Origin of the sequence: Rhizobium sp. 25PS6 (assembly GCF_032464655.1) — a bacterium.
Lineage (GTDB): Bacteria > Pseudomonadota > Alphaproteobacteria > Rhizobiales > Rhizobiaceae > Rhizobium > Rhizobium laguerreae.
The window spans coordinates 92,716-117,291 of sequence record NZ_JAWDIV010000019.1; the positions used below are offsets into that span (position 1 = coordinate 92,716).

The 24,576-nt window shown below is 60.8% G+C and carries 19 protein-coding genes, 1 tRNA gene and 1 pseudogene; 13 read left to right on the forward strand and 8 right to left on the reverse strand.

The features are described from left to right. The first annotated feature begins 138 nt into the window (after positions 1-138). The 8 genes from ybgF to serA all read left to right on the forward strand — a co-directional run bounded on the left by ybgF (position 139) and on the right by serA (position 10,957). Positions 139-1,125 carry a tol-pal system protein YbgF gene (ybgF, locus tag RWK44_RS25495; protein WP_316029559.1) on the forward strand — a complete coding sequence of 329 codons (987 nt, stop codon included), beginning with the start codon at positions 139-141 and terminating at the stop codon, positions 1,123-1,125. Positions 1,126-1,136: 11 nt separating this feature from the next. Further along, a complete protein-coding gene (gene tilS, locus RWK44_RS25500; protein WP_316029560.1) occupies positions 1,137-2,612 on the forward strand; it encodes a tRNA lysidine(34) synthetase TilS in 1,476 nt (491 codons plus the stop codon). 96 nt (positions 2,613-2,708) lie between these two features. Next, positions 2,709-4,640: an ATP-dependent zinc metalloprotease FtsH gene (gene ftsH / locus RWK44_RS25505; RefSeq protein ID WP_020051516.1), complete on the forward strand. Its 1,932-nt coding sequence runs from the start codon at positions 2,709-2,711 to the stop codon at positions 4,638-4,640. A 241-nt stretch (positions 4,641-4,881) separates the two neighbouring features. Then, a complete protein-coding gene (gene glmM, locus RWK44_RS25510) occupies positions 4,882-6,234 on the forward strand; it encodes a phosphoglucosamine mutase (RefSeq protein ID WP_168271558.1) in 1,353 nt (450 codons plus the stop codon). Positions 6,235-6,540: 306 nt separating this feature from the next. Next, positions 6,541-6,780: a hypothetical protein gene (locus RWK44_RS25515; protein WP_062945198.1), complete on the forward strand. Its 240-nt coding sequence runs from the start codon at positions 6,541-6,543 to the stop codon at positions 6,778-6,780. A 297-nt stretch (positions 6,781-7,077) separates the two neighbouring features. Further along, positions 7,078-7,914: an outer membrane protein gene (locus RWK44_RS25520; protein WP_003542702.1), complete on the forward strand. Its 837-nt coding sequence runs from the start codon at positions 7,078-7,080 to the stop codon at positions 7,912-7,914. A gap of 188 nt (positions 7,915-8,102) precedes the next feature. Continuing rightward, on the forward strand, positions 8,103-9,281 hold the full coding sequence (locus RWK44_RS25525) for a phosphoserine transaminase (protein WP_316029561.1): 1,179 nt from the start codon (positions 8,103-8,105) through the stop codon (positions 9,279-9,281). Between the two features lie 80 nt (positions 9,282-9,361). Then, positions 9,362-10,957, forward strand: a complete 1,596-nt coding sequence (serA, locus tag RWK44_RS25530) for a phosphoglycerate dehydrogenase (protein ID WP_316029562.1) — start codon at positions 9,362-9,364, stop codon at positions 10,955-10,957. A 77-nt stretch (positions 10,958-11,034) separates the two neighbouring features. Here serA and RWK44_RS25535 read toward each other — a convergent pair whose 3' ends face one another. Then, the gene (locus RWK44_RS25535) at positions 11,035-11,301 is read right to left on the reverse strand and encodes a hypothetical protein (protein ID WP_077979586.1); all 267 of its coding nucleotides are present in this window, start codon (positions 11,299-11,301) and stop codon (positions 11,035-11,037) included. Positions 11,302-11,465: 164 nt separating this feature from the next. Between RWK44_RS25535 and RWK44_RS25540 the strand changes: the two genes are divergently transcribed. From RWK44_RS25540 to RWK44_RS25550, 3 genes are all read left to right on the forward strand, one after another. Continuing rightward, entirely contained in the window at positions 11,466-13,619 is a 2,154-nt protein-coding gene (locus tag RWK44_RS25540) for a putative bifunctional diguanylate cyclase/phosphodiesterase (RefSeq protein WP_316029563.1), read from the forward strand. 448 nt (positions 13,620-14,067) lie between these two features. Beyond that, positions 14,068-15,267, forward strand: a complete 1,200-nt coding sequence (gene mnmA / locus RWK44_RS25545; protein ID WP_020051509.1) for a tRNA 2-thiouridine(34) synthase MnmA — start codon at positions 14,068-14,070, stop codon at positions 15,265-15,267. 135 nt (positions 15,268-15,402) lie between these two features. Further along, positions 15,403-15,479, forward strand: a tRNA-Met gene (locus tag RWK44_RS25550). Between the two features lie 446 nt (positions 15,480-15,925). On the opposite strand, the gene RWK44_RS25555 is transcribed toward RWK44_RS25550, so the two are convergent. The 7 genes from RWK44_RS25555 to pobA all read right to left on the reverse strand — a co-directional run bounded on the left by RWK44_RS25555 (position 15,926) and on the right by pobA (position 23,124). After that, a complete protein-coding gene (locus RWK44_RS25555) occupies positions 15,926-16,759 on the reverse strand; it encodes a VCBS domain-containing protein (RefSeq protein WP_168284695.1) in 834 nt (277 codons plus the stop codon). 408 nt (positions 16,760-17,167) lie between these two features. After that, on the reverse strand, positions 17,168-17,884 hold the full coding sequence (locus tag RWK44_RS25560) for an ABC transporter ATP-binding protein (protein ID WP_316029564.1): 717 nt from the start codon (positions 17,882-17,884) through the stop codon (positions 17,168-17,170). Next, on the reverse strand, positions 17,865-18,629 hold the full coding sequence (locus RWK44_RS25565) for an ABC transporter ATP-binding protein (RefSeq protein ID WP_168284690.1): 765 nt from the start codon (positions 18,627-18,629) through the stop codon (positions 17,865-17,867). The genes RWK44_RS25560 and RWK44_RS25565 overlap by 20 nt, the downstream gene beginning before the upstream one ends. Next, positions 18,626-19,630: a branched-chain amino acid ABC transporter permease gene (locus RWK44_RS25570; RefSeq protein WP_222062541.1), complete on the reverse strand. Its 1,005-nt coding sequence runs from the start codon at positions 19,628-19,630 to the stop codon at positions 18,626-18,628. The genes RWK44_RS25565 and RWK44_RS25570 overlap by 4 nt, the downstream gene beginning before the upstream one ends. Position 19,631: 1 nt before the next feature. Continuing rightward, positions 19,632-20,495 carry a branched-chain amino acid ABC transporter permease gene (locus RWK44_RS25575; RefSeq protein ID WP_168284686.1) on the reverse strand — a complete coding sequence of 288 codons (864 nt, stop codon included), beginning with the start codon at positions 20,493-20,495 and terminating at the stop codon, positions 19,632-19,634. A gap of 75 nt (positions 20,496-20,570) precedes the next feature. After that, positions 20,571-21,743 (reverse strand): ABC transporter substrate-binding protein, encoded by a 1,173-nt coding sequence (locus RWK44_RS25580; RefSeq protein WP_168284684.1) that lies wholly within the window; start codon positions 21,741-21,743, stop codon positions 20,571-20,573. Positions 21,744-21,951: 208 nt separating this feature from the next. Further along, positions 21,952-23,124, reverse strand: a complete 1,173-nt coding sequence (pobA, locus tag RWK44_RS25585) for a 4-hydroxybenzoate 3-monooxygenase (RefSeq protein ID WP_316029565.1) — start codon at positions 23,122-23,124, stop codon at positions 21,952-21,954. Between the two features lie 117 nt (positions 23,125-23,241). Between pobA and RWK44_RS25590 the strand changes: the two genes are divergently transcribed. Next, the gene (locus RWK44_RS25590; RefSeq protein WP_221947490.1) at positions 23,242-24,132 is read left to right on the forward strand and encodes a helix-turn-helix domain-containing protein; all 891 of its coding nucleotides are present in this window, start codon (positions 23,242-23,244) and stop codon (positions 24,130-24,132) included. Between the two features lie 231 nt (positions 24,133-24,363). Continuing rightward, a pseudogene (locus RWK44_RS25595) lies at positions 24,364-24,521 on the forward strand (inorganic phosphate transporter); the annotation flags it as partial. Between the last annotated feature and the right edge of the window lie 55 nt (positions 24,522-24,576).

Here is a 24,576-nt window from a genome sequence, read left to right on the forward strand (position 1 = left end):
CGAAAGGCGGTCCCCCAGGGGCCGCCTTTTCTTTTTGACCACACTTTGGCCAGACTCCGTTGCTTTTTGAAAGCAATTGGAAAAATCTCCTGTTCGTGCCATCGAGGTGCGAAGAATCACTGGGACAGGACGATACATATGAAGAAATTTGTCGTGGCAGGCATGCTGTGCCTGGCGGCTGTGACCGGAAGCGAACGGGCGGCCTATTCGGCCTCGTTCTTCGGGCTACATCTCGGCGGCCGATCCGCGGAAAACCAGGCGGCGCCGCCCGTCGTCAAAGTGCAGAGCGGCGATGCGGAGGTTCGCGTGCAGCAGCTCGAAGAGCAGTTGCGGCAGTTGAACGGCCGGATCGAGGAGATGAGCTTTCAGCTTCTGCAGATGCAGGAGACGATCCGCAAGCAGCAGGAAGACAATGAGTTCCGCTTCCAGCAGCTCGAAAAGACGGGTGCCGGCGGTGCCGTCAAGGCCCCTGTCAAGAAGAGCGAGACCGATGCCGCTCCGGCAGCCTCCGGCGGCGACGACATTGCCAAGGTGATCCAAGCACCGCAGGGAGCCGAAACGGCTCCCTCCACGAGCGTGCCGGAGAATAGCGGCCTCGGCCAACCGCCGAAGGAGCTCGGCTCGATCGATTTCGATCAGAACGGCAATCCGATCGGCGGAAGCGTCGACGAAAATGCCACGATCGGTTCCGGGCCACTTCCCGATGCCAATAGCAAAACGCCGCAGCAGACCGCCTCGCTCGGCAGCGAGGCCGACCAGTACAAGGCCGCCTACGGCCACGTGCTATCCGGTGATTACAGCACGGCCGAACAGGAATTCACGCAGTACATCACCCAATACCCGAGCAGCGCGCGGGCGGCGGACGCCAATTTCTGGCTCGGCGAAGCGCTCTATTCGCAGGGCAAGTACAATGAGGCGGCCAAGACCTTCCTCAACGCGCATCAGAAATACGGCACATCGGAAAAGGCGCCGGAAATGCTGCTGAAGCTCGGCATGTCGCTTGCAGCCCTCGACAATACCGAGACGGCCTGTGCAACGCTGCGCGAAGTGTCGAAGCGTTATCCGAAGGCCTCGCGTGCCGTCATAAGCAAGGTTGCGAGCGAACAGAAGCGCCTCTCCTGCTAAGGCCTTCCGGAATGTCTCCGGATGCCGCATCGCCTCAACGGGCGATCCTCCAGTTTCTCACGTCGCTTCAAAGCCCCGCGCGCATTCTCGTCGCGATATCAGGCGGCAGCGATTCCACCGGCCTGCTTCTTCTGCTCGATGAAGCCGTGAAGGCCGCGCCCCATCTCAAGATTTCTCTTTGCGCTGCGACCGTCGATCATGCGTTGCGCGCCGGCTCCGCAGACGAGGCGCGTGAAGTCGCAGCCCTTTGCGCATCGCTCGGCATTCCCCACATCATCATGATCTGGCAGGGCGACAAGCCGAAAACCGGTATCATGGCTGCGGCCCGAGAGGCACGTTATGGCTTGCTTGCGGCGGCGGCCGAAAGTTTCGAAGCCGATCTCATCGTCACTGGCCATACGTTCGACGACCAGCGCGAAACACTGCAGATGCGTGGGATGCGAACGGAGCAGATTTCGACCGGCATTGCGGATGCGGTGCTCTTCAACCGGCGCTTCTGGATTTTACGGCCGCTTCTCTTTTCCAGCCGGGCAGATATCCGCGCTTTCCTCAAAGAGCGGGGCGTGCCGTGGATCGATGATCCGAGCAACGAAGATGTGACTTACGAGCGCGTGCGGACACGCCGGAAGCTTTCGGCCGATGCAGGTGCCGAGAGGAATATCCGCGCGGCTTGGGAAGCACGGCTGGCTCTTTCGGCTAGGGGAGCAGATTGGCTGGATCGTCATTTCACGCTTCACGGAGGTCTGCTCGGACAGGTGACGCCTGACGGGTTGCGGCAGGATCGGGCAGTCCTTGATTATGCACTCGGCCGTCTGACAGCCATCTTCGGTGGGCAACCTTTCGTGCCGGGCAGGGCACAGATGGACCGGGTTCTTACATTTGTCACCGGCAGCAGGCTTGGACGAATGACCGCCGGCAGGGTAGTGTTCGATCTCAGACGTGACGGGCTTCATCTGGCGCGCGAGAGCCGAGGGATATTGCCCCTGGTTCTGCGGCCGGGAGAGGCTGGGGTTTGGGATGGCAGGTTCGGGGCTGTAAATAGGTCTGGAACGATTATAGGGGTGGAAGCCCAGGCCGGACACTCCCTCATTCCTGTGCTCGTCACAGGAATCCAGCCACCGCGCGTCGGCGCGGTGAATGACTCAATAATGCTTGAAGAGTCTCCCGCGCCCAAGGACTTGGGCGCGCTGGATTCCTGCGACATCCCTCGGATCAAGTCCGAGGACAGGAATGAGGGAGGGTCGGACGGGCGCCTTCCCAAGGGTGCATGGAAGCGCGCCATGGCTGCGGCGCCGGTTTTATCTGCCGAAGGAAACCCTTTATCTGAGGAATCCGCCCGCATGGTCGAACTAACACCCTATTTCGCACCCTTCGACCGCTTTTTGACACGATTTGACTTCATCTTTGCCAATAGGCTTTCGGCGGTTTTCGCGACGGCGCCCTATGCGAGGCTGCCTTTAAGAAGTATTGACGGAAAAACCATCTGACCTGGGGTGTCGCCTTGGCAATCGCACGGCGCAACCCTATGTTAGAGAGGAATAAGACGGTCGCCATGAGGCGGCTGTTCCATGCTGGGGAGTTCAATGAACCCTAACTTACGAAATTTCGCCTTGTGGGCGATCATAGCGCTTCTGCTGATCGCCCTTTTCAGTATGTTTCAGACGGCGCCAGTGCAAACGGGCTCCCGCGAAGTCCCTTATTCGCAGTTCCTGCGTGAGGTGGATGCGGGCCGCGTGAAGGATGTCGTGGTCACCGGTAACCGGTTGACCGGGACATATCTGGAGAACAACAATACCTTCCAGACCTATTCGCCTGTGATCGACGACAGTCTGCTCGACCGCCTGCAGGCCAAGAACGTGGCCGTCACCGCGCGTCCGGAGACTGATGGTTCTTCCGGCTTTCTGAGCTATCTCGGAACACTGCTGCCGATGCTTCTGATTCTCGGCGTCTGGCTGTTCTTCATGCGGCAGATGCAGGGCGGTTCACGCGGGGCGATGGGCTTCGGCAAATCCAAAGCCAAGCTGCTCACCGAAGCGCATGGCCGCGTGACGTTCGAAGACGTCGCCGGTGTCGACGAGGCCAAGCAGGATCTCGAAGAAATCGTCGAATTCCTGCGTGATCCGCAGAAGTTTCAGCGTCTCGGCGGCAAGATCCCGCGCGGCGTATTGCTCGTCGGCCCTCCGGGCACCGGCAAGACGCTGCTCGCCCGCTCGGTTGCCGGCGAAGCCAACGTGCCCTTCTTCACCATTTCGGGCTCCGACTTCGTCGAAATGTTCGTCGGCGTCGGTGCAAGCCGCGTGCGCGATATGTTCGAGCAGGCCAAGAAGAATGCGCCCTGCATCATCTTCATCGACGAAATCGATGCCGTCGGCCGTCATCGCGGCGCCGGTCTCGGCGGCGGCAATGACGAACGCGAGCAGACGCTGAACCAGCTGCTGGTCGAAATGGACGGCTTCGAGGCGAATGAAGGCGTGATCCTGATCGCTGCGACCAACCGTCCCGACGTTCTTGATCCGGCGTTGCTGCGTCCCGGCCGTTTCGACCGTCAGGTCGTGGTGCCGAACCCCGACATCGTCGGCCGCGAGCGCATTCTCAAGGTGCATGCCCGCAACGTTCCGCTGGCGCCGAATGTCGATCTCAAGATCCTCGCCCGCGGTACGCCCGGTTTTTCCGGCGCCGACCTGATGAACCTTGTCAACGAAGCCGCTCTCATGGCCGCCCGCCGCAACAAGCGCGTCGTCACCATGCAGGAATTCGAGGACGCCAAAGACAAGATCATGATGGGCGCCGAGCGCCGTTCCTCGGCGATGACCGAGGCGGAAAAGAAGCTCACCGCTTACCATGAGGCCGGACACGCCATCACCGCGCTCAATGTCGCCGTCGCCGATCCGCTGCACAAGGCGACGATCATTCCGCGCGGCCGTGCGCTCGGCATGGTCATGCAGCTTCCCGAGGGCGACCGCTACTCGATGAGCTACAAGTGGATGGTCTCGCGCCTCTGCATCATGATGGGCGGCCGCGTCGCCGAAGAGCTCACCTTCGGCAAGGAGAACATCACTTCGGGTGCCTCCTCCGACATCGAGCAGGCGACCAAACTTGCCCGCGCCATGGTCACGCAGTGGGGCTTTTCCGATCAACTCGGTCAGGTCGCCTATGGCGAGAACCAGCAGGAAGTCTTCCTCGGCCACTCGGTTTCGCAGTCGAAGAATGTTTCGGAAGCAACCGCGCAGAAGATCGACAATGAAGTGCGCCGGCTGATCGACGAGGCCTATACGCAGGCCCGCACGATCCTGACGGAAAAGCACGATGAATTCGTCGCCCTTGCCGAAGGTCTGCTCGAATACGAGACCCTGACCGGCGAAGAGATCAAGGCGCTGATCCGCGGCGAAAAGCCTTCCCGCGATCTCGGTGATGATTCGCCGCCAAGCCGCGGCTCAGCCGTTCCGAAGGCCGGCGCACGGCCTGCCACCAAGGGTGACGAGCCCGAAGCTGGCCTCGAACCGCAGCCGCATTGAACAGCGGCACTCCCTTGAACAAGGCCGGATTTCCGAAGTGGGAGATCCGGCCTTTTCCATTGGTAACGGGATATAATCATTTTTCTTGCTAATTTACGTGCTGATCGCCGCATTTTGTGGCATTCCGCTGAATTGAGGCAAGCATGAATCACGCTCCTGGATTGACGACATTCCACTGAAGCCGGATTCGCTTGGAACGATGCGCTGCCTTGAATGGCGCGCGGAAAGCGCAGGAGTGCAGATGAAAAGACGCTATTTCGGTACGGACGGCATTCGCGGCCAGGCCAACGTCTTCCCGATGACGCCGGACCTTGCGATGCGGGTTGGCATCGCCGCAGGAACGATTTTCCGTAACGGCGCCCACCGTCATCGTGTGGTGATCGGCAAGGACACGCGCCTGTCAGGATACATGCTGGAGAATGCCCTCGTGGCCGGTTTTACCGCGGCTGGACTGGACGTGTTCCTTCTCGGCCCTATTCCGACACCTGCGGTTGCCATGCTGACGCGTTCCCTGCGATGCGACATTGGGGTGATGATTTCGGCCTCGCACAATCCGTTCCAAGACAATGGTATCAAACTTTTCGGTCCGGACGGCTACAAGCTCTCCGATGACATCGAAGCGCAGATCGAGGATCTGCTCGAGAAGGATCTATCGGGGCAGCTTGCCAAGGCTGAGGAAATCGGCCGAGCCAAGCGCGTCGATGGCGATATCTATCGCTATCTCGAGCATGTCAAACGCACGCTGCCGCGCGACGTCACGCTGCAGGGTCTCCGGATCGCCATCGATTGCGCCAACGGTGCCGCCTACAAGGTGGCGCCCGCCGTGCTCTGGGAACTCGGTGCTGAGGTCGTCACTATCGGCAACGAGCCGAGCGGCATCAACATCAACCTCAATTGTGGTTCCACCAGCCCCGTCGCGTTGCAGAAGAAGGTCGACGAGGTGCGCGCCGATATCGGCATCGCGCTCGATGGCGATGCGGATCGCGTCATCATCGTCGACGAGAACGGCTCGATCGTCGACGGCGACCAGCTGATGGCCGTCATCGCCGAGAGCTGGGCCGAGAGCCAGCAGCTGCGCGGCAATGGTATCGTTGCGACCGTCATGTCCAATCTCGGCCTCGAGCGTTTCCTCGATGACAAGGGCCTCGGCCTTGCCCGGACGAAGGTCGGTGACCGTTACGTCGTCGAGCATATGCGCCAGCATAATTACAATGTCGGCGGCGAGCAGTCCGGCCACATCGTGCTTTCGGATTACGGCACGACCGGCGACGGTCTCGTGGCGGCGCTGCAGATCCTGGCCGCGGTCAAACGCACCGGCCGGACCGTCAGCGAGGTCTGCCGTCGCTTCGAGCCAGTGCCGCAGCTGCTACGCAATGTCCGCATCAGCGGTGGCAAGCCGCTGGAGGATATCCAGGTGCGGAAGGCGATCGCCGATGCCGAAGCCGAGCTTGCGAGGAACGGCCGCCTCGTCATCCGCCCCTCGGGCACCGAGCCGCTGATCCGCGTCATGGCCGAGGGCGACGACCGCGCCCAGATCGAACGCATCGTCAACGAGCTGATCGGTACGATCTCGAACGTCCGGACAGCCGCCTGATTTTTTCGGGATGAAATGTCAAAAGCCGGTACGGAAGTACCGGCTTTTCGTTATTGGTGCCTTCGGTTCGAAGATTTACTCCGGATCGACTTCCCGCCGGGACCGTCTCCGCCCTTCCGAAGACAAGATGTCAGTGACTTGCCAGCTTGGCTTCCGGTAGGGAGCAAGCCTCGGCAATCGCAGCATGTCGGAGCGCAGTGAGCACTGAGACGGCATCCACGGAAATTTGCCGATGCCTTGGTGACAACGCTGTCAACCTCCACACGTGGATGCTACACGGCGGCATTTGCATTCAAGGGAAATATCATGAAAAAATTGGTGCGCCTGCTGCTGACGATCGCTCTGGCATTCGTCGTCTTTACCGGTTTCCGCTGGTATCGCTACATCACCAACACCGACAGCCCTTACGATGAAATCGGCATCACGCTCAACAATGCCATGCCGGGCCCGATCAATGCCTGGGGTTGTGCCAAGCTCAAAACGACCTTTGGCACCTCCTTGCCACCATACGGCTGCGCTGCCGAAAACGCGACGCAATGGAAGTAACAGCAAGATTTGTCGATTGGAGCAGCCGATGGATCTGACGGCGAAGGAAACCGACCTGGCGATTTGACGGGGCGGGGTTCTTGGGCTTTGCAGTTGGCGGTCTTCGGTGAGTCCGGCGGCTGCCAGCCTGAACCTAACTCCACGATAGCGAGGAACTCGCCGCCAATCTCTCTCTTAACGTTTCTTCCCATTTATAGTTAAGCAGCTTTTAACGTTTCCAATTCATTATCCATACGAAGCGTACCAGATTGGCGGCGATTGAGCCTGCCGACGCAACGAGATTTTGGAGTGGGATCCATGAAAAGAAGCTTGTCCGGCATCTTCGCCGCATTGTTGATCGCGACAAATGCCTATTCCGCGGACTTCGCCCCTGCCGAACCTATCCCGGAGCAGCCGCCTGAGGTAACGGTCACCGAAGCGACCGGCTGGTATCTGCGCGGTGACGTCGGTTATGCCTTTACCGATCTGCGCGGCGCCCGCTATTTTCAGGGCAGCAACGCCACGGAAGTCGATTTCGACGACGCTGATCTCGATGACGCATGGACGATCGGCGGCGGTGTCGGTTATCAGATCAACAGCTATCTGCGCACCGATCTGACCTTCGACTATCTCACCCAGGCGGATTTCAAGGGTTCGACGGTTGGGCAGTGCGGCTTTCCTCTGGTGGATTGCACCTCGAGCGACCGCTCTTCGCTGACGGCCTATACACTGCTCGCCAATGCCTATGTCGATCTCGGCACCTATGGCTACGTCACGCCTTATGTCGGTGCTGGTATCGGTGGTTCCTACGTGAAGTGGAAGAACCTGCGCAACGTTGCCTGCGCCGATGACGGCAGCTTCTGCGACGACCAGGTCACGCATGGCGGCAAGGGCAACTGGCGTTTCACTTACGCCCTGATGGCCGGCGCCTCGATCGACGTGACCTGCAACGTCAAGGCCGATGTCGGCTATCGCTACCTGCATATCGACGGCGGCAACATGTTCGGCTATGCCGACAATGGCGGCCCGGGTCGCGACAAGGGTCTCAGCGTTCACGAAGCCCGCGTCGGTGCCCGCTATCTCTTCGGGGGCTGCGCCCAGGCGAGCTACGAACCGCCGCCGGAAATCCCGCTGCAGCAGCCTGTCTACAAGTAAGTCCGATCTCCCTGACACCAGAAGCCGCCCCCAACCGGGCGGCTTTTCGTATTGCGGCCCTACTGCTCTGCGGCAAAATATGTTCCCGCCGCGACACTTCGATCTTGACTATGACGCGCCGGATCCATACACACCGCGGCGGGACACCCTTCCCCAACGAAGGGCTTTCTATCTGAGAGGATAGCATCATGGCGAAGACCGCAAAGCCGGACATCCGTCCGCTCAATACCCATTTTTCTTCTGGCCCCTGCTCGAAGCGCCCCGGTTGGTCGCTCGAAGCCCTTTCCGACGCGGCCCTTGGCCGTTCGCACCGCGCGAAGGTCGGCAAGGCCAAGCTCAAGCAGGCCATCGACCTTACCCGTGAAATTCTCGAAGTGCCGGCGGATTACCGCATCGGCATCGTTCCGGCGTCCGACACAGGCGCCGTCGAAATGGCGCTCTGGTCGCTGCTCGGCGAACGCGGCGTCGATATGCTCGCCTGGGAAAGCTTCGGCGCCGGCTGGGTCACTGATGTCGTCAAGCAGCTGAAGCTCAAGGATGTGCGCAAGCTCGAAGCCGGTTACGGCGAGCTTCCCGATCTCTCCGCCGTCGATTTCGACCGCGACGTCGTCTTCACCTGGAACGGCACCACCTCCGGCGTGCGCGTGCCGAACGCCGATTTCATCCCAGCCGACCGCAAGGGCCTGACGATCTGCGACGCCACCTCGGCCGCTTTCGCGCAGGCACTCGATTTCGCCAAGCTCGACGTCGTCACCTTCTCCTGGCAGAAGGTTCTGGGCGGCGAGGGCGCCCATGGCGTCATCATTCTTTCGCCGCGTGCCGTCGAGCGTCTGGTGACCTACACGCCGGCCTGGCCGCTGCCGAAGATCTTCCGCATGACCTCGGGCGGCAAGCTGACGGAGGGCATCTTCCAGGGCGAGACGATCAACACCCCGTCGATGCTCTGCGTCGAGGACTATATCGATGCGCTTGTCTGGGCGAAGGGCCTCGGCGGCCTCAAGGGGCTGATCGCGCGTGCCGATGCCAATGCCAAGGTCATCCACGATTTCGTCGCGGCAAACGATTGGATCGCCAATCTCGCGGTCAAGGCGGAAACGGCCTCCAACACTTCCGTCTGCCTGAAGATCGTCGACAAGGACATCGCAGCGCTTGATGACGACAGCCAGGCGAATTTCGCCAAGGGCTTGGTCGGCCTCCTGGAAAAGGAAGGTGTCGCCTATGACGTCGGCCACTACCGCGACGCGCCGTCGGGCCTGCGCATCTGGGCTGGCGCCACGATCGAGGCATCCGACATGCAGAAGCTGATGCCGTGGCTTTCCTGGGCCTTCGAAACACAGAAGGCGCAGCTCGCTCAGGCCGCCGCCTGAGGTGATCGCATCCGGCTCCGCCATAGGGCGGAGCCTATTCCTGATTCATTCATCGCTGAACACTTTTGAAGGAGGCCCTCATGGCACCTCGCGTTCTCGTATCCGACGAGTTGTCGGAAACCGCCGTCCAGATTTTTCGCGACCGCGGCGTCGAAGTCGATTTCGAACCGCAGCTCGGCAAGGACAAAGACCGTCTGCTCGAAGTCATCGGCAAGTATGATGGCCTGGCCATCCGCTCCGCTACCAAGGTGACTGAAAAGATCATCGAGGGGGCGACGAACCTCAAGGTCGTCGGCCGTGCCGGCATCGGCGTCGACAATGTCGATATCCCGGCCGCCTCGCGCCGCGGCATCATCGTCATGAACACGCCCTTCGGCAACTCGATCACGACGGCCGAACATGCGATCGCGCTGATGTTCGCCGTCGCCCGCCAGCTTCCGGCAGCCGATACCTCGACGCAGGCCGGCAAGTGGGAGAAGTCGAAGTTCATGGGCGTCGAGATCACCGGCAAGACGCTCGGCGTCATCGGCGCCGGCAATATCGGCTCGATCGTCTGCGCCCGGGCCATTGGCCTCAAGATGCACGTCGTCGCCTACGACCCGTTCCTCTCCAAGGAGCGCGCCGAAGAGATGGGCGTCACCAAGGTCGAGCTGGAAGAGCTTTTCGCCCGCGCCGACTTCATCACGCTGCATGTGCCGATGACCGACAAGACGCGCGGCATCCTCAACAAGGAAGCGCTGGCGAAGACCAAGCCCGGCGTGCGCATCATCAACTGCGCCCGCGGCGGCCTGGTCGATGAGGCCGCGCTTGCCGAGGCCATCAAGTCGGGTCATGTCGCCGGTGCCGCCTTCGACGTCTTCGAGGTCGAGCCCGCCAAGGAAAGCCCGCTCTTCGGCCTGCCGAACGTCGTCTGCACGCCGCATCTTGGTGCCTCGACGACCGAGGCGCAGGAAAACGTCGCTTTGCAGGTGGCCGAACAGATGGCGGATTACCTTGTCAACGGTGCCGTCTCCAACGCCATCAACATGCCGTCGATCACGGCTGAAGAAGCGCCAATCCTTAGGCCCTTCATCCGCCTTGCCGACGTTCTCGGCGCCTTCGTCGGCCAGGTCACCGAAGAGCCGATCAAGGAAATCGAAATCCTCTATGACGGCATCACTGCCAACATGAACACGCGGGCACTGACGAGTGCTGTGCTCGCCGGCCTCATCCGCCCGCAGGTCGCCGACGTCAACATGGTTTCGGCGCCAATCATGATCAAGGAAAAGGGCATCGTGCTCTCCGAGGTCAAGCGCGACAAAACCGGCGTCTTCGACGGCTATATCAAGCTGACGGTGACGACCGAAAGCATGACGCGCTCGGTCGCCGGCACGGTGTTTTCGGACGGCAAGCCGCGCTTCATCCAGATCAAGGGCATCAACCTCGATGCCGATGTCGGCTCGCACATGATCTATATCACCAATACCGACGTTCCCGGCATGATCGGCTTCATCGGCACGACGCTTGGTGCTGCCGGCGTCAACATTGCCAACTTCCAGCTCGGCCGTGACAAGCAGGGCGGCGACGCCATCGCACTGCTCTATGTCGACGGCAAGGTTGATGACGCCGTGCTTGCTGAGTTGACCGCCCACCAGGCAGTACGCCAGGCAAAACCGCTGACCTTCAATATCGACTGAGTTTTTCCTCCCAAGGAAATGAAAAACCCGGCGCTGGAAACGGCGCCGGGTTTTTGCTGTTTCAGAGAACAGACAAATTAACGGTGCCGGCGTTTCCGGCGGACGAGCCTGCCGAAACGGGCGACATCGTCTTCAGCCTTGGTGCGGTGAAGGAAGGCGAGCCTGCTGCCGTCGAGGCCCTGAAAGAATTCGTCCCAGGAAATTTCTTCCTGTGTTTCCGAGGAAAAATCGACGCGGACAGTTTCGCTATCGCTCGCGTCCTTGATGCGGGCGGGATGGCCACCACGTTCTTCGATCCAGTGTCTGATCCTGCTGTAATCCGTCGTCGTGCCGAACCTGCCCATGAAACCCTCCTCAGCAACTGGCTTGCGACTTCGATGCCCAGGAATGCACGATCGAGAGAATTGTTCCATGGTGCCTCAATTATTTTATCGAGGCCCGAGATCGCGATGGCAGATCGCCGCTTTTGCACATTCTGAAGGCGGAAGCCTAAAGTTTAGCCCTGATTATGATTCTGATTTTATTTAACTTTTCCCGGTATAGAGCTGAGATCGGCATCAACCGCACGCGAATTTCCATGGCCCTCTTGCAGAAGACCGAGCAGACCCAAGCATTAAACGACGACTTCCGGTCATTGTTTGCAACGCATCCGTCGCCGATGTGGGTCTATGATCCGGTAACGCTGCGCTTTCTCATCGTCAACGAGGCGGCGGCAGTACTTTACGGCTACGGCGCGGACGAGTACCAGCGCATGACGGTTCTGGAGATCCGCCCCGAGCATGAACGGGAGCGGATGATCGACGCCGTCAGCGGCCGTACCGACATGGAAAAGGCAGAGCGCTGGGTTCACCTCAAGGCGAACGGCGAGACCTTCGACGTGCTAACCTATGGTCGAGAAGTGCGTTTCGAGGGCCGGGCCGCAATCCTGGCGATCGTGCAGGATCGCACCGAGGTCAATGCGGCCAGACGCCAGATGAGCGATACCCGCTCGCTTCTCGACAGCATCGTCGACAACCTGCCGGTCGGCGTCTTCGTCAAGGACATGGAAGCGGACGGGCTCTACGTTCTCTTCAACGAGGCCTGCGGCGATATCGTCGGCATGAGGGCGGAGCACGTGGTCGGCCGAACCGACCGAGCGCTGTTTCCCGCCGGCCAGACAGGGGCCTTCCGCGAGCAGGATCGCCGCGCCTTCGAAACCAATACGGCAATCAGCTTCGAGGAGACGATGCTGCGCGCCGATGGCGTGCCGCGCATCCTGCGCACCGTCAAGCGCGCCCTGCCGACGCCGGAGGGCCATGCGCCGCGTTATCTGCTCGGCATCTCGCAGGACGTGACGGAGGAGCGGACCGTCGAGGCAAAGCTTGCCCATCTCGCCATGCACGATTCGCTCACCGGCCTGCCGAACCGGGCGGCATTTTCCAGGCGTATCAACCAGCGGGCGGTCGAAGCGACCACCGACAGCCCGATCGCGCTGCTCTATATCGACGTCGATCATTTCAAGCACATCAACGACAGCAAGGGACATGCCGCCGGCGACGCGCTGCTTTGCCAGGTGTCGGAGCGGCTGCTGCAGCTGGCGGAGGAGGGCGATCTCGTCGCCCGTCTCGGCGGCGACGAATTCGCCGTCGTGCTGGAGCTCGACGGATCGGAGCGGGCCGGACGTTTTGCGCAGCGGCTGCTCAAGGCGCTGAGCCGTGCCTTCGATCTCGACGGCGCCCGGGAGCATGTCACCTGCAGTATCGGCATCGCCTTGGCGCCCGATCATGCCGGCGACGCGGATGTGCTGATGCGGCATGCGGATCTGGCGCTCTATGCCGCCAAGGAGAACGGGCGCTCGACCTATCGTTTCTACGAGACGGAGATGCGGCTTGCCGCCGAGCGCCGGCACGTGATGACCGCCGAGCTGTGGGAAGCGCTGGAGAAGCGCCAGTTCGAGCTACATTACCAGCCGATCGTACAGCTCGACAATGACGACATCGGCGGCTTTGAGGCGCTGATCCGCTGGCGCCATCCCAAGCGCGGGCTGGTGGCGCCGATGGAATTCATTCCGCTTGCCGAGGAAACCGGCCTTATCGTGCCGATCGGCGACTGGGTGATCCGGGAAGCCTGCCGCGCGGCCGCCGGCTGGCCCGCCCATCTGAGGATCGCCGTCAATCTCTCCGTCAGCCAGTTCCGGCATGCGAGCCTGCTTTCGACCGTGGTCGCGGCGCTCGACGAGACCGGCCTCAATGCCGACCGGCTTGAACTCGAGATCACCGAGTCCGTATTCCTGACCGATGCCGACCAAAGCCTGCCGCGGCTACGCGCATTGAAGGAACTCGGCCTCCGTATCGCCATCGACGATTTCGGCACCGGTTATTCGTCGCTGAGTTATCTCCGGTCCTTCCCCTTCGACAAGATCAAGCTCGACCGCAGCTTTGTTTCGGGCATCGAGACGGATGCGGGCAATCTCGCCATCGTGCGTGCCGTCGTCGGTATCGGCTCCGGCTTCAATGCGACGACGCTGGCCGAAGGGATCGAGACGGAGGAGCAGTTGCAGAAGCTGCGCGCCGAAGGCTTCAGTGAGGTGCAGGGCTATCTGCTCGGCCGGCCGATGCCGCAGCACGAGGCGGAGGCGCTGATCCACGGCCGCGCGCTGAGGGCTGCTAAGTCTCGTAGATAAGCGTGCTTGCGCGGCAGCTGGGATCAGCCGTCCGGCAGAGGCATGCCGCCTGATGCCATCAAGCATTCGTCATTTTGAGAACGGCGGCAGAAGCGGCATAATTGTCGCGGGCTGGAAAGGAGGATGTCTATGAAACGCTATTCATTCTCGATGATCGGACTGGCGCTTGTAACCGCCATTGTCACCAATCTGGGCATCGCATTCGCCTGCAACAAGCTGATCGGCACTTGAGCCGCACCCCCCGCTCCAGGGCGCGGCTTCGGCTGCGCCTTTCTTTGGTGCGGGAATGCAAAACACTCAGGCGCCGATGCCGCCCCTTGCGTCCCGCGACAATCCTTTCTATATCGGTGCCTCATCGAGAGACGGCGGTCGATCCCGCCGGAGATCAGCAATCCGCCGCAATTGCAGCGCAAAGGCGGATCGTGACCGCGCAGAATTGGCACCATCGTTGAACACACTGGATTTTGACAAGAAGCCGGAAGAGACCCGTGTCGTCGTTGCCATGTCGGGCGGCGTCGATTCATCCGTCGTCGCCGGCCTTCTCAAGCAACAGGGTTACGATGTGCTCGGCATTACGCTGCAGCTTTACGATCATGGCGCCGCCGTTCACCGCGCCGGTTCCTGCTGCGCCGGCCAGGATATCGACGATGCGCGCCGCGTCTGCGAAACGCTCGGCATCCCGCATTACGTGCTCGATTACGAAAAGCGCTTCCGCGAGACGGTGATCAATCCCTTCGCCGAGAGCTATGTGGCGGGCGAAACGCCGATCCCTTGCGTTTCCTGCAACCAGACTGTCAAATTCGCCGATCTGCTGGCGACCGCCAAGGAACTTGGCGCCGATGCGCTGGCGACCGGTCACTATATCCGCTCGGGACTGAACCCCTCGCCGGACAATCCCGGCCGCCGCGCGCTTTTCCGCCCGGCCGATGCCGACCGCGACCAAAGCTATTTCCTCTTCGCCACGACGCAGGAACAGATCGATTATCTCCGCTTTCCCCTGGGCGGCCTGCCGAAGGCCGAGACCCGCAGGCTCGCCGAAGAGATGGGCCTCGTCGTTGCCAAGAAGGCCGACAGCCAGGACATCTGCTTCGTGCCGCAGGGTAAATATTCCGACGTCATCACCAAGCTGAAGCCGAATGCGGCGCTTGCCGGCGAGATCGTCCATCTCGATGGCCGCGTGCTCGGAACCCATGAGGGCATCCTGCACTTCACCATCGGCCAACGCCGCGGCATCGGCATCGCTACCGGCGAGCCGCTCTACGTCGTCTTTCTCGACGCTCGTTCGCGCCGCGTCATCGTCGGACCGAAGGAGGCGCTGGAAACGCACCGCGTCTACCTGCGCGACATCAACTGGCTGGGCGACGAAACACTTCAGGAAGCCGCGTCCGGCAAGGGCTTTGCCTGCTACGCCAAGGTCCGCTCGACACGGGCGCCGGCACCCGCCGTCCTGCATGTCGATACAACTGGCACCTATGTCGACCTGACGGTCGGCGAGGCGGGTATCGCGCCCGGCCAGGCCTGCGCGCTTTATTCCGCGCCCGGCGACAACGCCCGCGTCTTCGGCGGCGGCTTCATCGAACGCTCCGAGCGCGAACCTTCGGCGGAAGCCTGCCTGAAGGCCCTTCTGGCCAGCCCCGTCGCCGCCTGAAACCCATAGGTAACGACGGCCGGCAAAGCCCACCGTTTTTCTCGATCATGCGCTTGACACAAAGCCGAAGCGCACCTTATAAGCCGCTCATCCCACGAACCGGCATCGCTTCGCGAGCGGGTATCGTTGACCAGTGGCGGAGTAGCTCAGTAGGTCAGAGCAGAGGAATCATAATCCTTGTGTCGGGGGTTCAAATCCCTCCTCCGCTACCATCTTTTCATTGCAGAATTGGCGATTTTTGCGGCTCGATTTTGAGCCGGTTCCGGCGGCCTTGGCAGCACCTTGGTCGCATCGCCAACGTGGCGGCGAGGGACAAAACCAGTCCGGCCCTGATCTGCAGGATTCGCGCCAACGGCGAGGACAGGCCTATCTGTAGAGCGTCAGAAGCAACAGAGGCATCTTCGTCGCCCAAAGGTGGGATGCGACAGCGATAATGATAGTCCATACGGCGAGCGAGAACACGACCGCCGCTAACCTGATCCCGACTGGCTGCATCATTTCCTCCATCCCAGCATAATCGTGCCCCCTCGAACGATCCAATGCTAGCAAGATGCAGGCCCGTCAGCTATCGCAAGAAATTGGTACCTAGATAGGCGCCGCAGAACGCAGTCGGTGAAGGTGCACAGACTTTGGTGATGCGGCGCCCTTTCCCCATCAATCAAACGATGAAATGAAAGTTGTCGTATTGCGCGCCGTAATAATCCGGGCCGCTCGTTTCGTTGATGACGGGTTCGGTGTCGAGCACGAGTTGGTCGATTTCGCCGTAGGCGCTGAGATCGATCACTTGCGGGTCATGAATGCTGTCGGCGGTGACGTTGACCGTGACCAAGAATACGGTATCGCCGTCCAGCTTACCTTCGATCGTCAGAACGTTGTCATAGTCCGATGTGCCGTTTGCGACACTGAATTGCTCGATCTGAAAGTTGCCGCCATCGGCGGCTTGGATGGGTGTCCAGAACACGCCTCCTCCCAGATAGTGGTTGCCATCCGCCTCCTCCCGCACAGTCGCGTCGTCACCATCGTACCAAGCGCCCCAATCGAAGCCTTTGTAGCCCGTCGGGAAGTCGTGGTTGCCGACATCCTCGAAATTCACGAAGACGTCGCCGCGTTCCGGCAGGTCGACCGCGATGTTGAGCAAGCCGAAGTCGGTCGCGCCTTTGCCATCCGAGATCTTGAAATTGAACTGGTCGACGAGTTGGTCTCCCGGGCCGAGCGCTGATACCACCGGGTTGGTGTGATCGAGCTCATAGCTGTAGTTACCATTGGAATAGACGGTTAGAGTGCCGTATTTTCCCTCGACTGTGGTGGTCGTGGCAGGCCCGTTCGGATCGGCCGGTTGCGGAATTCGCTGCCCATTGACGAAGTTGAGACGCACCTGATCTCCGTCGGCATCCACCGAACTGGTATTGTCCAGGATGTTGCCGTCGATCGGGTTGTCGATGTTGAAAATAGGCTGGTATACATCACCTGCGACCGGCTTGTGGTTTGCCATTTCTATCCCCCCGTTTGATAGGCGGTTTCAGTGTGCAACTTTATCGAGTGTCTTGACAACAGAAATCGATGGAGCATCGGATAATTCCAACCCATCAAGGCCAGCAAATTCCGATTGGCTATAACTCCAACATCCAAGTAAAAAGGCCGGAATCGACGCCGATCCTGCCTATCATCCAAGATTTTACGCCTGTCTTACGCCGCCGTCGCCTCGTCGGTCATGGCATTTCCGGCCTCTTCAGACGATTATCACTTTCGCCGGCAGAAAACGTTCCCGACAGCATAATAATGACAGGTCAACGATGACGTCATAATGACGATATACTGCATGAATTGCTCGGCGTGCCAAGCGTAACTTTCAGGAGGAAGCGAGGGATCCGGAAACGCCGATGATTCCGCCGGCCATGCGTCAATGCAGGCCGCCGACCCCGAGCAGGCTCTCGACAGCCTCGTGATCCCTGGTGAGATTTTCCGGCGTTCCGGTCCAGGCCAGTCTGCCGCGTTCGAGAATGACGATCCGATCGGCGAAATCGAGCGCGCTCTGGATGCGCTGCTCGACCAGCAGGATGGTCATGTCTCCCGTCTTGGCGAGGTCGGCGAAGGCCGCCATCAGTTCCTCGCAGATAACGGGCGCAAGGCCCTCCAGCGGTTCGTCAAGCAGCAGGACGGAGGGGCGGCCGAGAATGGTGCGGGCGGTGGAGAGCATCTGCTGCTCGCCGCCGGAAAGCTGGCTGCCGAGGTTGCGGCGGCGCTCCTTGAGGCGCGGGAACATCGCATAGGCTTCCTCCAGCGCCGTCTTCGGTCGCGCCTTCAAGCCGACGAAAAGGTTTTCTTCAACCGTCAGCGTTGGGAAGACGCAGCGTGCCTGCGGCACATATCCGAGGCCTTTATGCGCGCGTGCAGCACTCGGTGCCGTCGTGACATCCGAACCGCCGAGATGGATGCTGCCCTCGTATCGCCTGGTCTGCCCGGCAAGCGTCGCGAGCAGTGTGGTCTTGCCCATGCCGTTGCGGCCGAGCACGGCAAGCCGGGCACCTGCCGGTACGGAGAAGGAAATGCCTTCGAGCACTCTCGTCGGCCCATATCCGGCCGACAGGTTCTCGACCTCAAGCGATATGGCTGGCATTGGCATAGCTCCCGAGATAGGCCTCGCGCACGCGCGCATCCTTGGTGACGTCTTCCGGCAGGCCGTCGAAGATGATCGTGCCTGATGCAAGCACGATGACGCGTCTGGCAAAACGGAAGACGAGATCCATGTCGTGTTCGATCATCAGCACCGCGAGATCGGCGGGCAGATCGGCGAGCGCCTGCTCGATGCGGCCGGTATCGCTTTGCGGCACGCCGGCTGCGGGCTCGTCGAGCAGCAGCACTTTCGGCTTCAATGCCAGCGCCACGGCGATCTCAAGAAGCCGCTGCTGGCCATAGGCGATTTCGCTGACCTTGCGATGCATCAGGAAAGCCAGCCCGAGTTTTCCAAGGAGATCGTCGACCTCCGCCATGACATCGGGCATACGCAGGAAATTGCCGAACATATGCCCGGTCTTTCCATCGCGCTGAAGGACGGCAAGTCCCACATGTTCGGCCGGCGTCATGTCCTGGAAGAGCCGCGTCACCTGAAAGGAGCGGACAAGGCCGCGTCTGACCCTGCCGATCGCATCGACCTTCGTCACCACCTCGCCGCCGAGGCGAACCTCGCCGGAGTCGGGCAATAGATTGCCGGTTACGAGGTTGACGAAGGTGGTCTTGCCGGCGCCGTTCGGGCCGATCAGCGCGATGCGATCGCCAGGCGACATCGTGAGCGAGACATTATTGGTGACGGCCAGGCCGCCGAAGGCTTTCTTGAGATTGGCGACTTCGAAGACCGGGCTCATGAGCGCTGCTCCCCGCGGCGGCCAACGAAGGCTGCGGCCGTGCCATAGAGACCTTTCGGCGCAAAGAGCACGACGGCGATCAGCAGCGCGCCGACCATGGTCAGCCAGTGGAAGGGATTGGCGGCTGAGACATAGTCCTCGAAGAGCATGAAGATAACAGTGCCGGAGAGCGCACCGAAGAGAGAACCGGTGCCGCCGAGCACCAGCATGACAAGCGCTTCGGCCGACTGCGTGAAAGACAGGCTGTCGAGGCCGACGACCTGTGTCGAAATCGCGTTCAAGGCGCCGCCGACACCGGCAACGGCGCCTGATATCGCGTACATCCTGATCAGAGCTGCCTTCGGCGAAGCGCCCATGGCGCGGATGCGCAGCGGGTCCTGCTTGATGGCGCGGCAGAGCATGCCGAAGGGCGAGCGGACCAGGAACCGTAGCAGCACGAAGACGATCAGCAGCAGCGCCATTCCGAAGAAGAAGGCGGTGTGACCATAGAGATCGAATTCGAAGAGGCCGAAGACCGGATCCGGCGCGATGCCGGACAGTCCATCGCTGCCGCCTGTCCAGGACGAGGCCTTGTTGGCGAATTCATGGAAGAGGTTGATCAGCGCAATCGACAGCACCAGCTGCGGCAGCCCATGCGCACGCAGGATGATGGCGCCGCAGAGCAGCCCGGCAACCGCGCCGCCAGCAATGCCGGCCAGCATCATCAGCAGCGGGTCATTGATGCCGTAATGCGCCGACAGGATCCCGGCGGCATAGGCGCCGGAGCCGAAAAGCGCTGCATGGCCGAGGGTGGCGACGCCGCAATAACCGGTCACGAGATCGAGCGACAGGACGAGCAGCGCGATCGTGATCATCCGGGTCAGAAGGGCGAGATTATCGGGGAAGGCGAAATAGCCGATCGCGGCAATGGCTATGATGACCGCTATTCCGATAAGATCGCGGCCGATAAACCTGCGACGATGCTGGAGAGCTTCGGTTTCGTCATTCATGACAAGCGCCATCTTATTTCGCCCTTCCGGCAAGGCCGCGCGGGAAGACGCAGATGATTGCGATTACGGCGAGATAGAAGAAGAATTCGCCGAATTCCGGCATCAGATATCGCCCTGTCGTATCGATCGCGCCCAGCAGCAGGCAGGCGATGAGCGCGCCTGGAATGGAGCCCGCGCCGCCGACGGAGACGACGACCAGGAAGGTCACCATGTAGCGCAGCGCGTAATAGGGTTCGACGGGCAGGAGTTCGGCCCCGACCACGCCGCCGAAGGCGGCAAGACCGACGGCAACGGCAAAGCTCACCGCATAGATGATCTCAGTGCGCACGCCGAGTGCCGCAGCCATTGCAGCATCGTCGACGGAGGCACGCAGCTTGACGCCGAAGCTCGTCCTGTCGATCGTAAACCAGAGGGCGAGCGCCACGACGAGGCCGCAGAGGATGACGAAAAGCCGGTGAACGGGAATGGTGCGGAAGCCGAGATCGGCTGACCCCTGCAGCGCACCGGCAAGCGGAATGGTCTTCAGCGTCGGCCCCATTGTATAATTGGCGATGCCGATGACGCAGAAGGTGATGCCGATCGTCATCAGCACCTGGGTCAGTTCCGGCGCGCCGTAAATCCGCCGGTAAAGAAAACGCTCGATCGGAATGGCGACGATGATCGTGATGACAATGGCAGCGATGACCGCTGCGGCATAACCGAGGCCGAGGTCGCGTGCGACATAGGAGGCGATATAGCCGCCGATCATCGCGAAGGCGCCATGAGCGAGGTTGACGACACGCATCAGCCCCATGGTCACCGAAAGGCCGATCGATATCACGAACAGCACCATGCCATAGGCAAGGGCGTCGACGGCTATGCTGAAGACTGTCTGCATGGAAATACCTTGCTTCCAAGCGACGGGCTCGGCCTGATCGCAGGCCGAGCATGTCACCTGTCTTGACGCTCTATGTTACTTGACGGCCGCCAGACCCGGATCGCCCTGCTTCTCGAAAGTCTGGACCTCCTTGTTGATGTAGGTCCCGTCATCGGCTTTCGTCACTTCGCGCAGATAGATGTTCTGCGTGATGTGACGGCTTTCCGGATCGATCGAAACCGGGCCGCGTGGGCTCGTCCAGGCAAGGCCCTTGACCGCATCGACGGCCTTCTCAGCATCCTGTTTGCCGCCCGTCGCCTCGATCATCTTGTAGATGACATACATGCCGTCATAGGCGCTGACTGAGGGGAAGGAAAGTTCGGCCTTGTTGCCGATCGCTTTGGTCGCCGCCTCGACGAAAGCCTTGTTCTCGGGAGAATCGTGCGACACGGCGTAGTGGAAGGTCGTCTGGATGCCGAGGGCAGCATCGCTGAGCGCCGGCAGATCGGATTCCTGCGTGAGGTCACCCGGCGCGAAGAACTTGATGCCGGCAGCCTTCAGGCCATTGTCGTTGTAAGCCTTGACGAAGCCGAGCGTCGTCGGACCTGACGGCAGGAAGGCGAACACGCCCTCAGCGCCGGAATCCTTGATGCGCTGCATGATCGGGCTGAAATCGTTGGTGGCAAGCGGCATGCGGATTGCCTCGACCACCTGGCCACCGGCCTTTTCGAAGCCGGCCTTGAAAGCACTCTCGGCGTCGATACCGGGGCCGTAATCGCTGACGACGGAAATCACCTTCTTGACGCCGGCGTCGAAGGCTACCTTGGCGATCGGCGTCGAGGTCTGCCAGGTGGTAAACGAGGTGCGGACGACGAGCGGGCTCTTGGTCACGATCGCCGAGGTGGCGGCGTTCATGATGACCATCGGCACATTGCCCTGCTTCAGGATCGGCGTCACCGCCATGGCATCGGGCGTGAAATAAAAGCCGGCGAGATACTGGACCTTTTCCTTGACGATCAGTTCCTGCGCCAGCGCCTTGGATTGGGCGGGATCTGCCTGCGGCACGTCGCGATAGACGATCTCGACCGTATCGCTGCCGACCTTGTTGCCGTTGACCGCCATATAGGCGTCGATGCCGGCCTTGAAGTTTTTGCCCTGGAGCGCGAACGGACCGGAAAACGGACCGATGACCCCGACTTTGATGATGTCGGCATGGGCGCTCGTGCCCACGACGACTGCCGCAATGGCGGCCAGAAATAGTTTCCTCATTCTCTCTCTCCCTTTTGGGCGCACTCCAGCGCCGTATTCGTTAGCCGCTAAAATTTAGCGCTAACCTGTCATGCGAAATGGTGATGTAAAATGAAATAAGTACCGTAATCCATAACTGTATTATTATGATTGTGTGCCGAAGAGCGGAACTATCGGCGGCCGGTTTTACGGTCGAATTCTGGTCCATGGCCCACCTCAGACAACCCTATCAGAATGGCAGTCCCACATAGTTCTCCGCAAGCGCCGTCGAGGCCGCGCGGGAATGGGTGAGATAGTCGAGTTCTGCTTCCTGGATCTTCTGGTCGAAATCCCCGGTATCCGGAAAACGATGCATCATCGTCGTCATCCACCAGGAAAACCGCACGGCTTTCCACACGCGGGCGAGCGCCTTTTGCGAGTAGGCGTCGATGCCGCCATCCGAGCCTTCGCGATAATGCTCGACCAACCCGGAGAAAAGATAATGAACGTCGCTGGCGGCAAGGTTCAATCCCTTGGCGCCGGTCGGCGGGACGATATGGGCGGCGTCGCCAACCAGGAAAAGCCGGTCGAAACGCATCGGTTCAGCGACGAAAGAGCGTAGCGGCGCGATCGATTTCTCGAAGGACGGTGCGGTCGCCAAGGCCTCGGCGTGATGCACCGGCAGGCGCCGTCTCAACTCGTCCCAGAAGCGATCGTCGCTCCAGGCGTCGATTTTCTCGTCGAGCGCGCATTGGATGTAGTAGCGGCTGCGGGTCGCCGAGCGCATCGAACAGAGCGCAAAGCCCCTTGGATGGTTGGCGTAGATCAGTTCATGGCTGACGGGCGCCACATCGGCAAGCACTCCCAGCCAGCCGAAGGGATAGACCTTCTCGAAACTCCTGATCGCCCGTTCCGGGACGGCCTTGCGGCTGGCGCCGTGAAACCCGTCGCAGCCGGCGATGAAGTCGCAATCGATGCGCTTGGCAACACCGTCTTTCACATAGGTGACGAAGGGAGAATGGCCGTCGAAATCATGCGGCGCGACATCGACGACATCGTAGATCGACGGGGAGCCGCTTTCTTCACGCCGCTCCATGAGATCGCGCGTCACCTCGGTCTGTCCGTAAACCGTCACCCGTCTGCCGCCGGTCAATTCGTGGAGGTCGATGCGATGGTCGCGTCCGTCAAAGGCCAATGAGAAGCCGTCATGCGGCAGGCCTTCGGCGTGCAGGCGCGTCCCGGCTTTTGCCCGATCCAGCAGCCCGACGGTGCCTTCCTCCAGAACGCCGGCACGAACCCGGCCGAGGATGTAATCCTTGTTCACACGATCGAGAATGACATTGTCGATGCCGGCTTCGGTCAGGAGCTGGCCGAGCAGCAGGCCGGATGGTCCCGAACCAATGATGGCGACCTGCGTTCGCAACTGCTTTCTCCCTGCATTTTTGCGTTTTGCCAGATTCTGCCGTGTCGTCCCCGCCGCAGCAATGGACATCCCAACCAAAAAATTGCACTAATCGAACATTGGTGCGGGAGGAGCCCGATGAGCAGACATGTCCCTACCTACGAACTCTACGGTGAGAATACCGGGCGAAAGCCCGATTTTTGGTTGCATTGCGAAACAATTCGCTCCCGCAGCAGCTTGCATCAATGGGAGATTCGCCCGCACCGACACGAGAGTTTCTTTCAGATATTGTACATCGAAGGCGGTTCGGGCGATGCGATCCTCGGCGAAAACAGCCATGCCATCCGTCCGCCGGCAATCATCACTGTGCCGCCTGGGCTCAATCACGGCTTTCGTTTTTCACGCGATATCGACGGCTTGGTGATCACGCTGTTGAGATCCCATCTCAGCCATCCGCCCGGCGACCGAAGCCACCTCGGCGAATGGTTTGCGACGCCGCATCTGACGCCGCTCGATCCCGATAATGCCGAGGCTGCCTATGTCATGCAGACGTTGAGGCGGCTGGGCGACGAATTCGAAAACCGCCGCAGCGGCCGCAACGAGGCCTTGGCGGCCTATGTCGCCTTGGCGCTGCGGCTGACGGCGAGGATTTCCCATGAGGGGAATGCGCACGAGCTTCCGGAAAACGAGAACGAGCGGCGGATGGAAATGCTGAGCGAGCTCATCCAGCAACATTTCCGATCACACAAGCCCGCGTCCTTCTACGCCAGGGAGCTTGGGCTTTCGCCGACACATCTTACCCGTATCGTCCGGTCGATGACCGGCAATACTCCTCATGAATTGATCGCCGGCAAACTCGTCGAAGAGGCGAAACGCCAGCTGGTTTTTACGCTGGGCAGCGTTCAGGAGATCGGATTTCGGCTCGGCTTTGCCGATCCTGCCTATTTCTCGCGCTTCTTCGTTAAATACACCGGAGAAACGCCGCGGGTCTGGCGCATGAAGGAGAAGGTTCGGCTTGAAGGTGTATAGGCCATCCGCAAGGGTTGCGGGGCGCAACTGCCCTACCGTGGAAGCCGTAGCGCTTGATGCCCTCGTCGTGCGCCGTCGATCGCGAAGATGCCGATCTTGACCGTCGAGGAACCGGCATTGAAGGTCAGCAGCAGGTCGGTCGATGCCATGTTTTCAAGACTCCTTGCGGGCGTGACGATAGCCGAACTTAGTGCCGGGGCTTCTGACGGAAAGGTATTTATTCACCCACCCGTGGGTTTGTCGCTGGGCTGGAAGCGCATCGTCGTCACCGTCGGTGAAAAGATCGCACGACGCATCTGACCTATGGTCAGGGCGCGGCAGCCGAAGTCGTGGCGATGGTCACAGTCGTTTCGGCCGATCATCTCGGCCTGCCGGTTTCGACCACGCATCCTGCGCCAGGCTTTTTAGAGGAAATTCCCGGCAAAGCGTGAAGTGGTTTTGCCG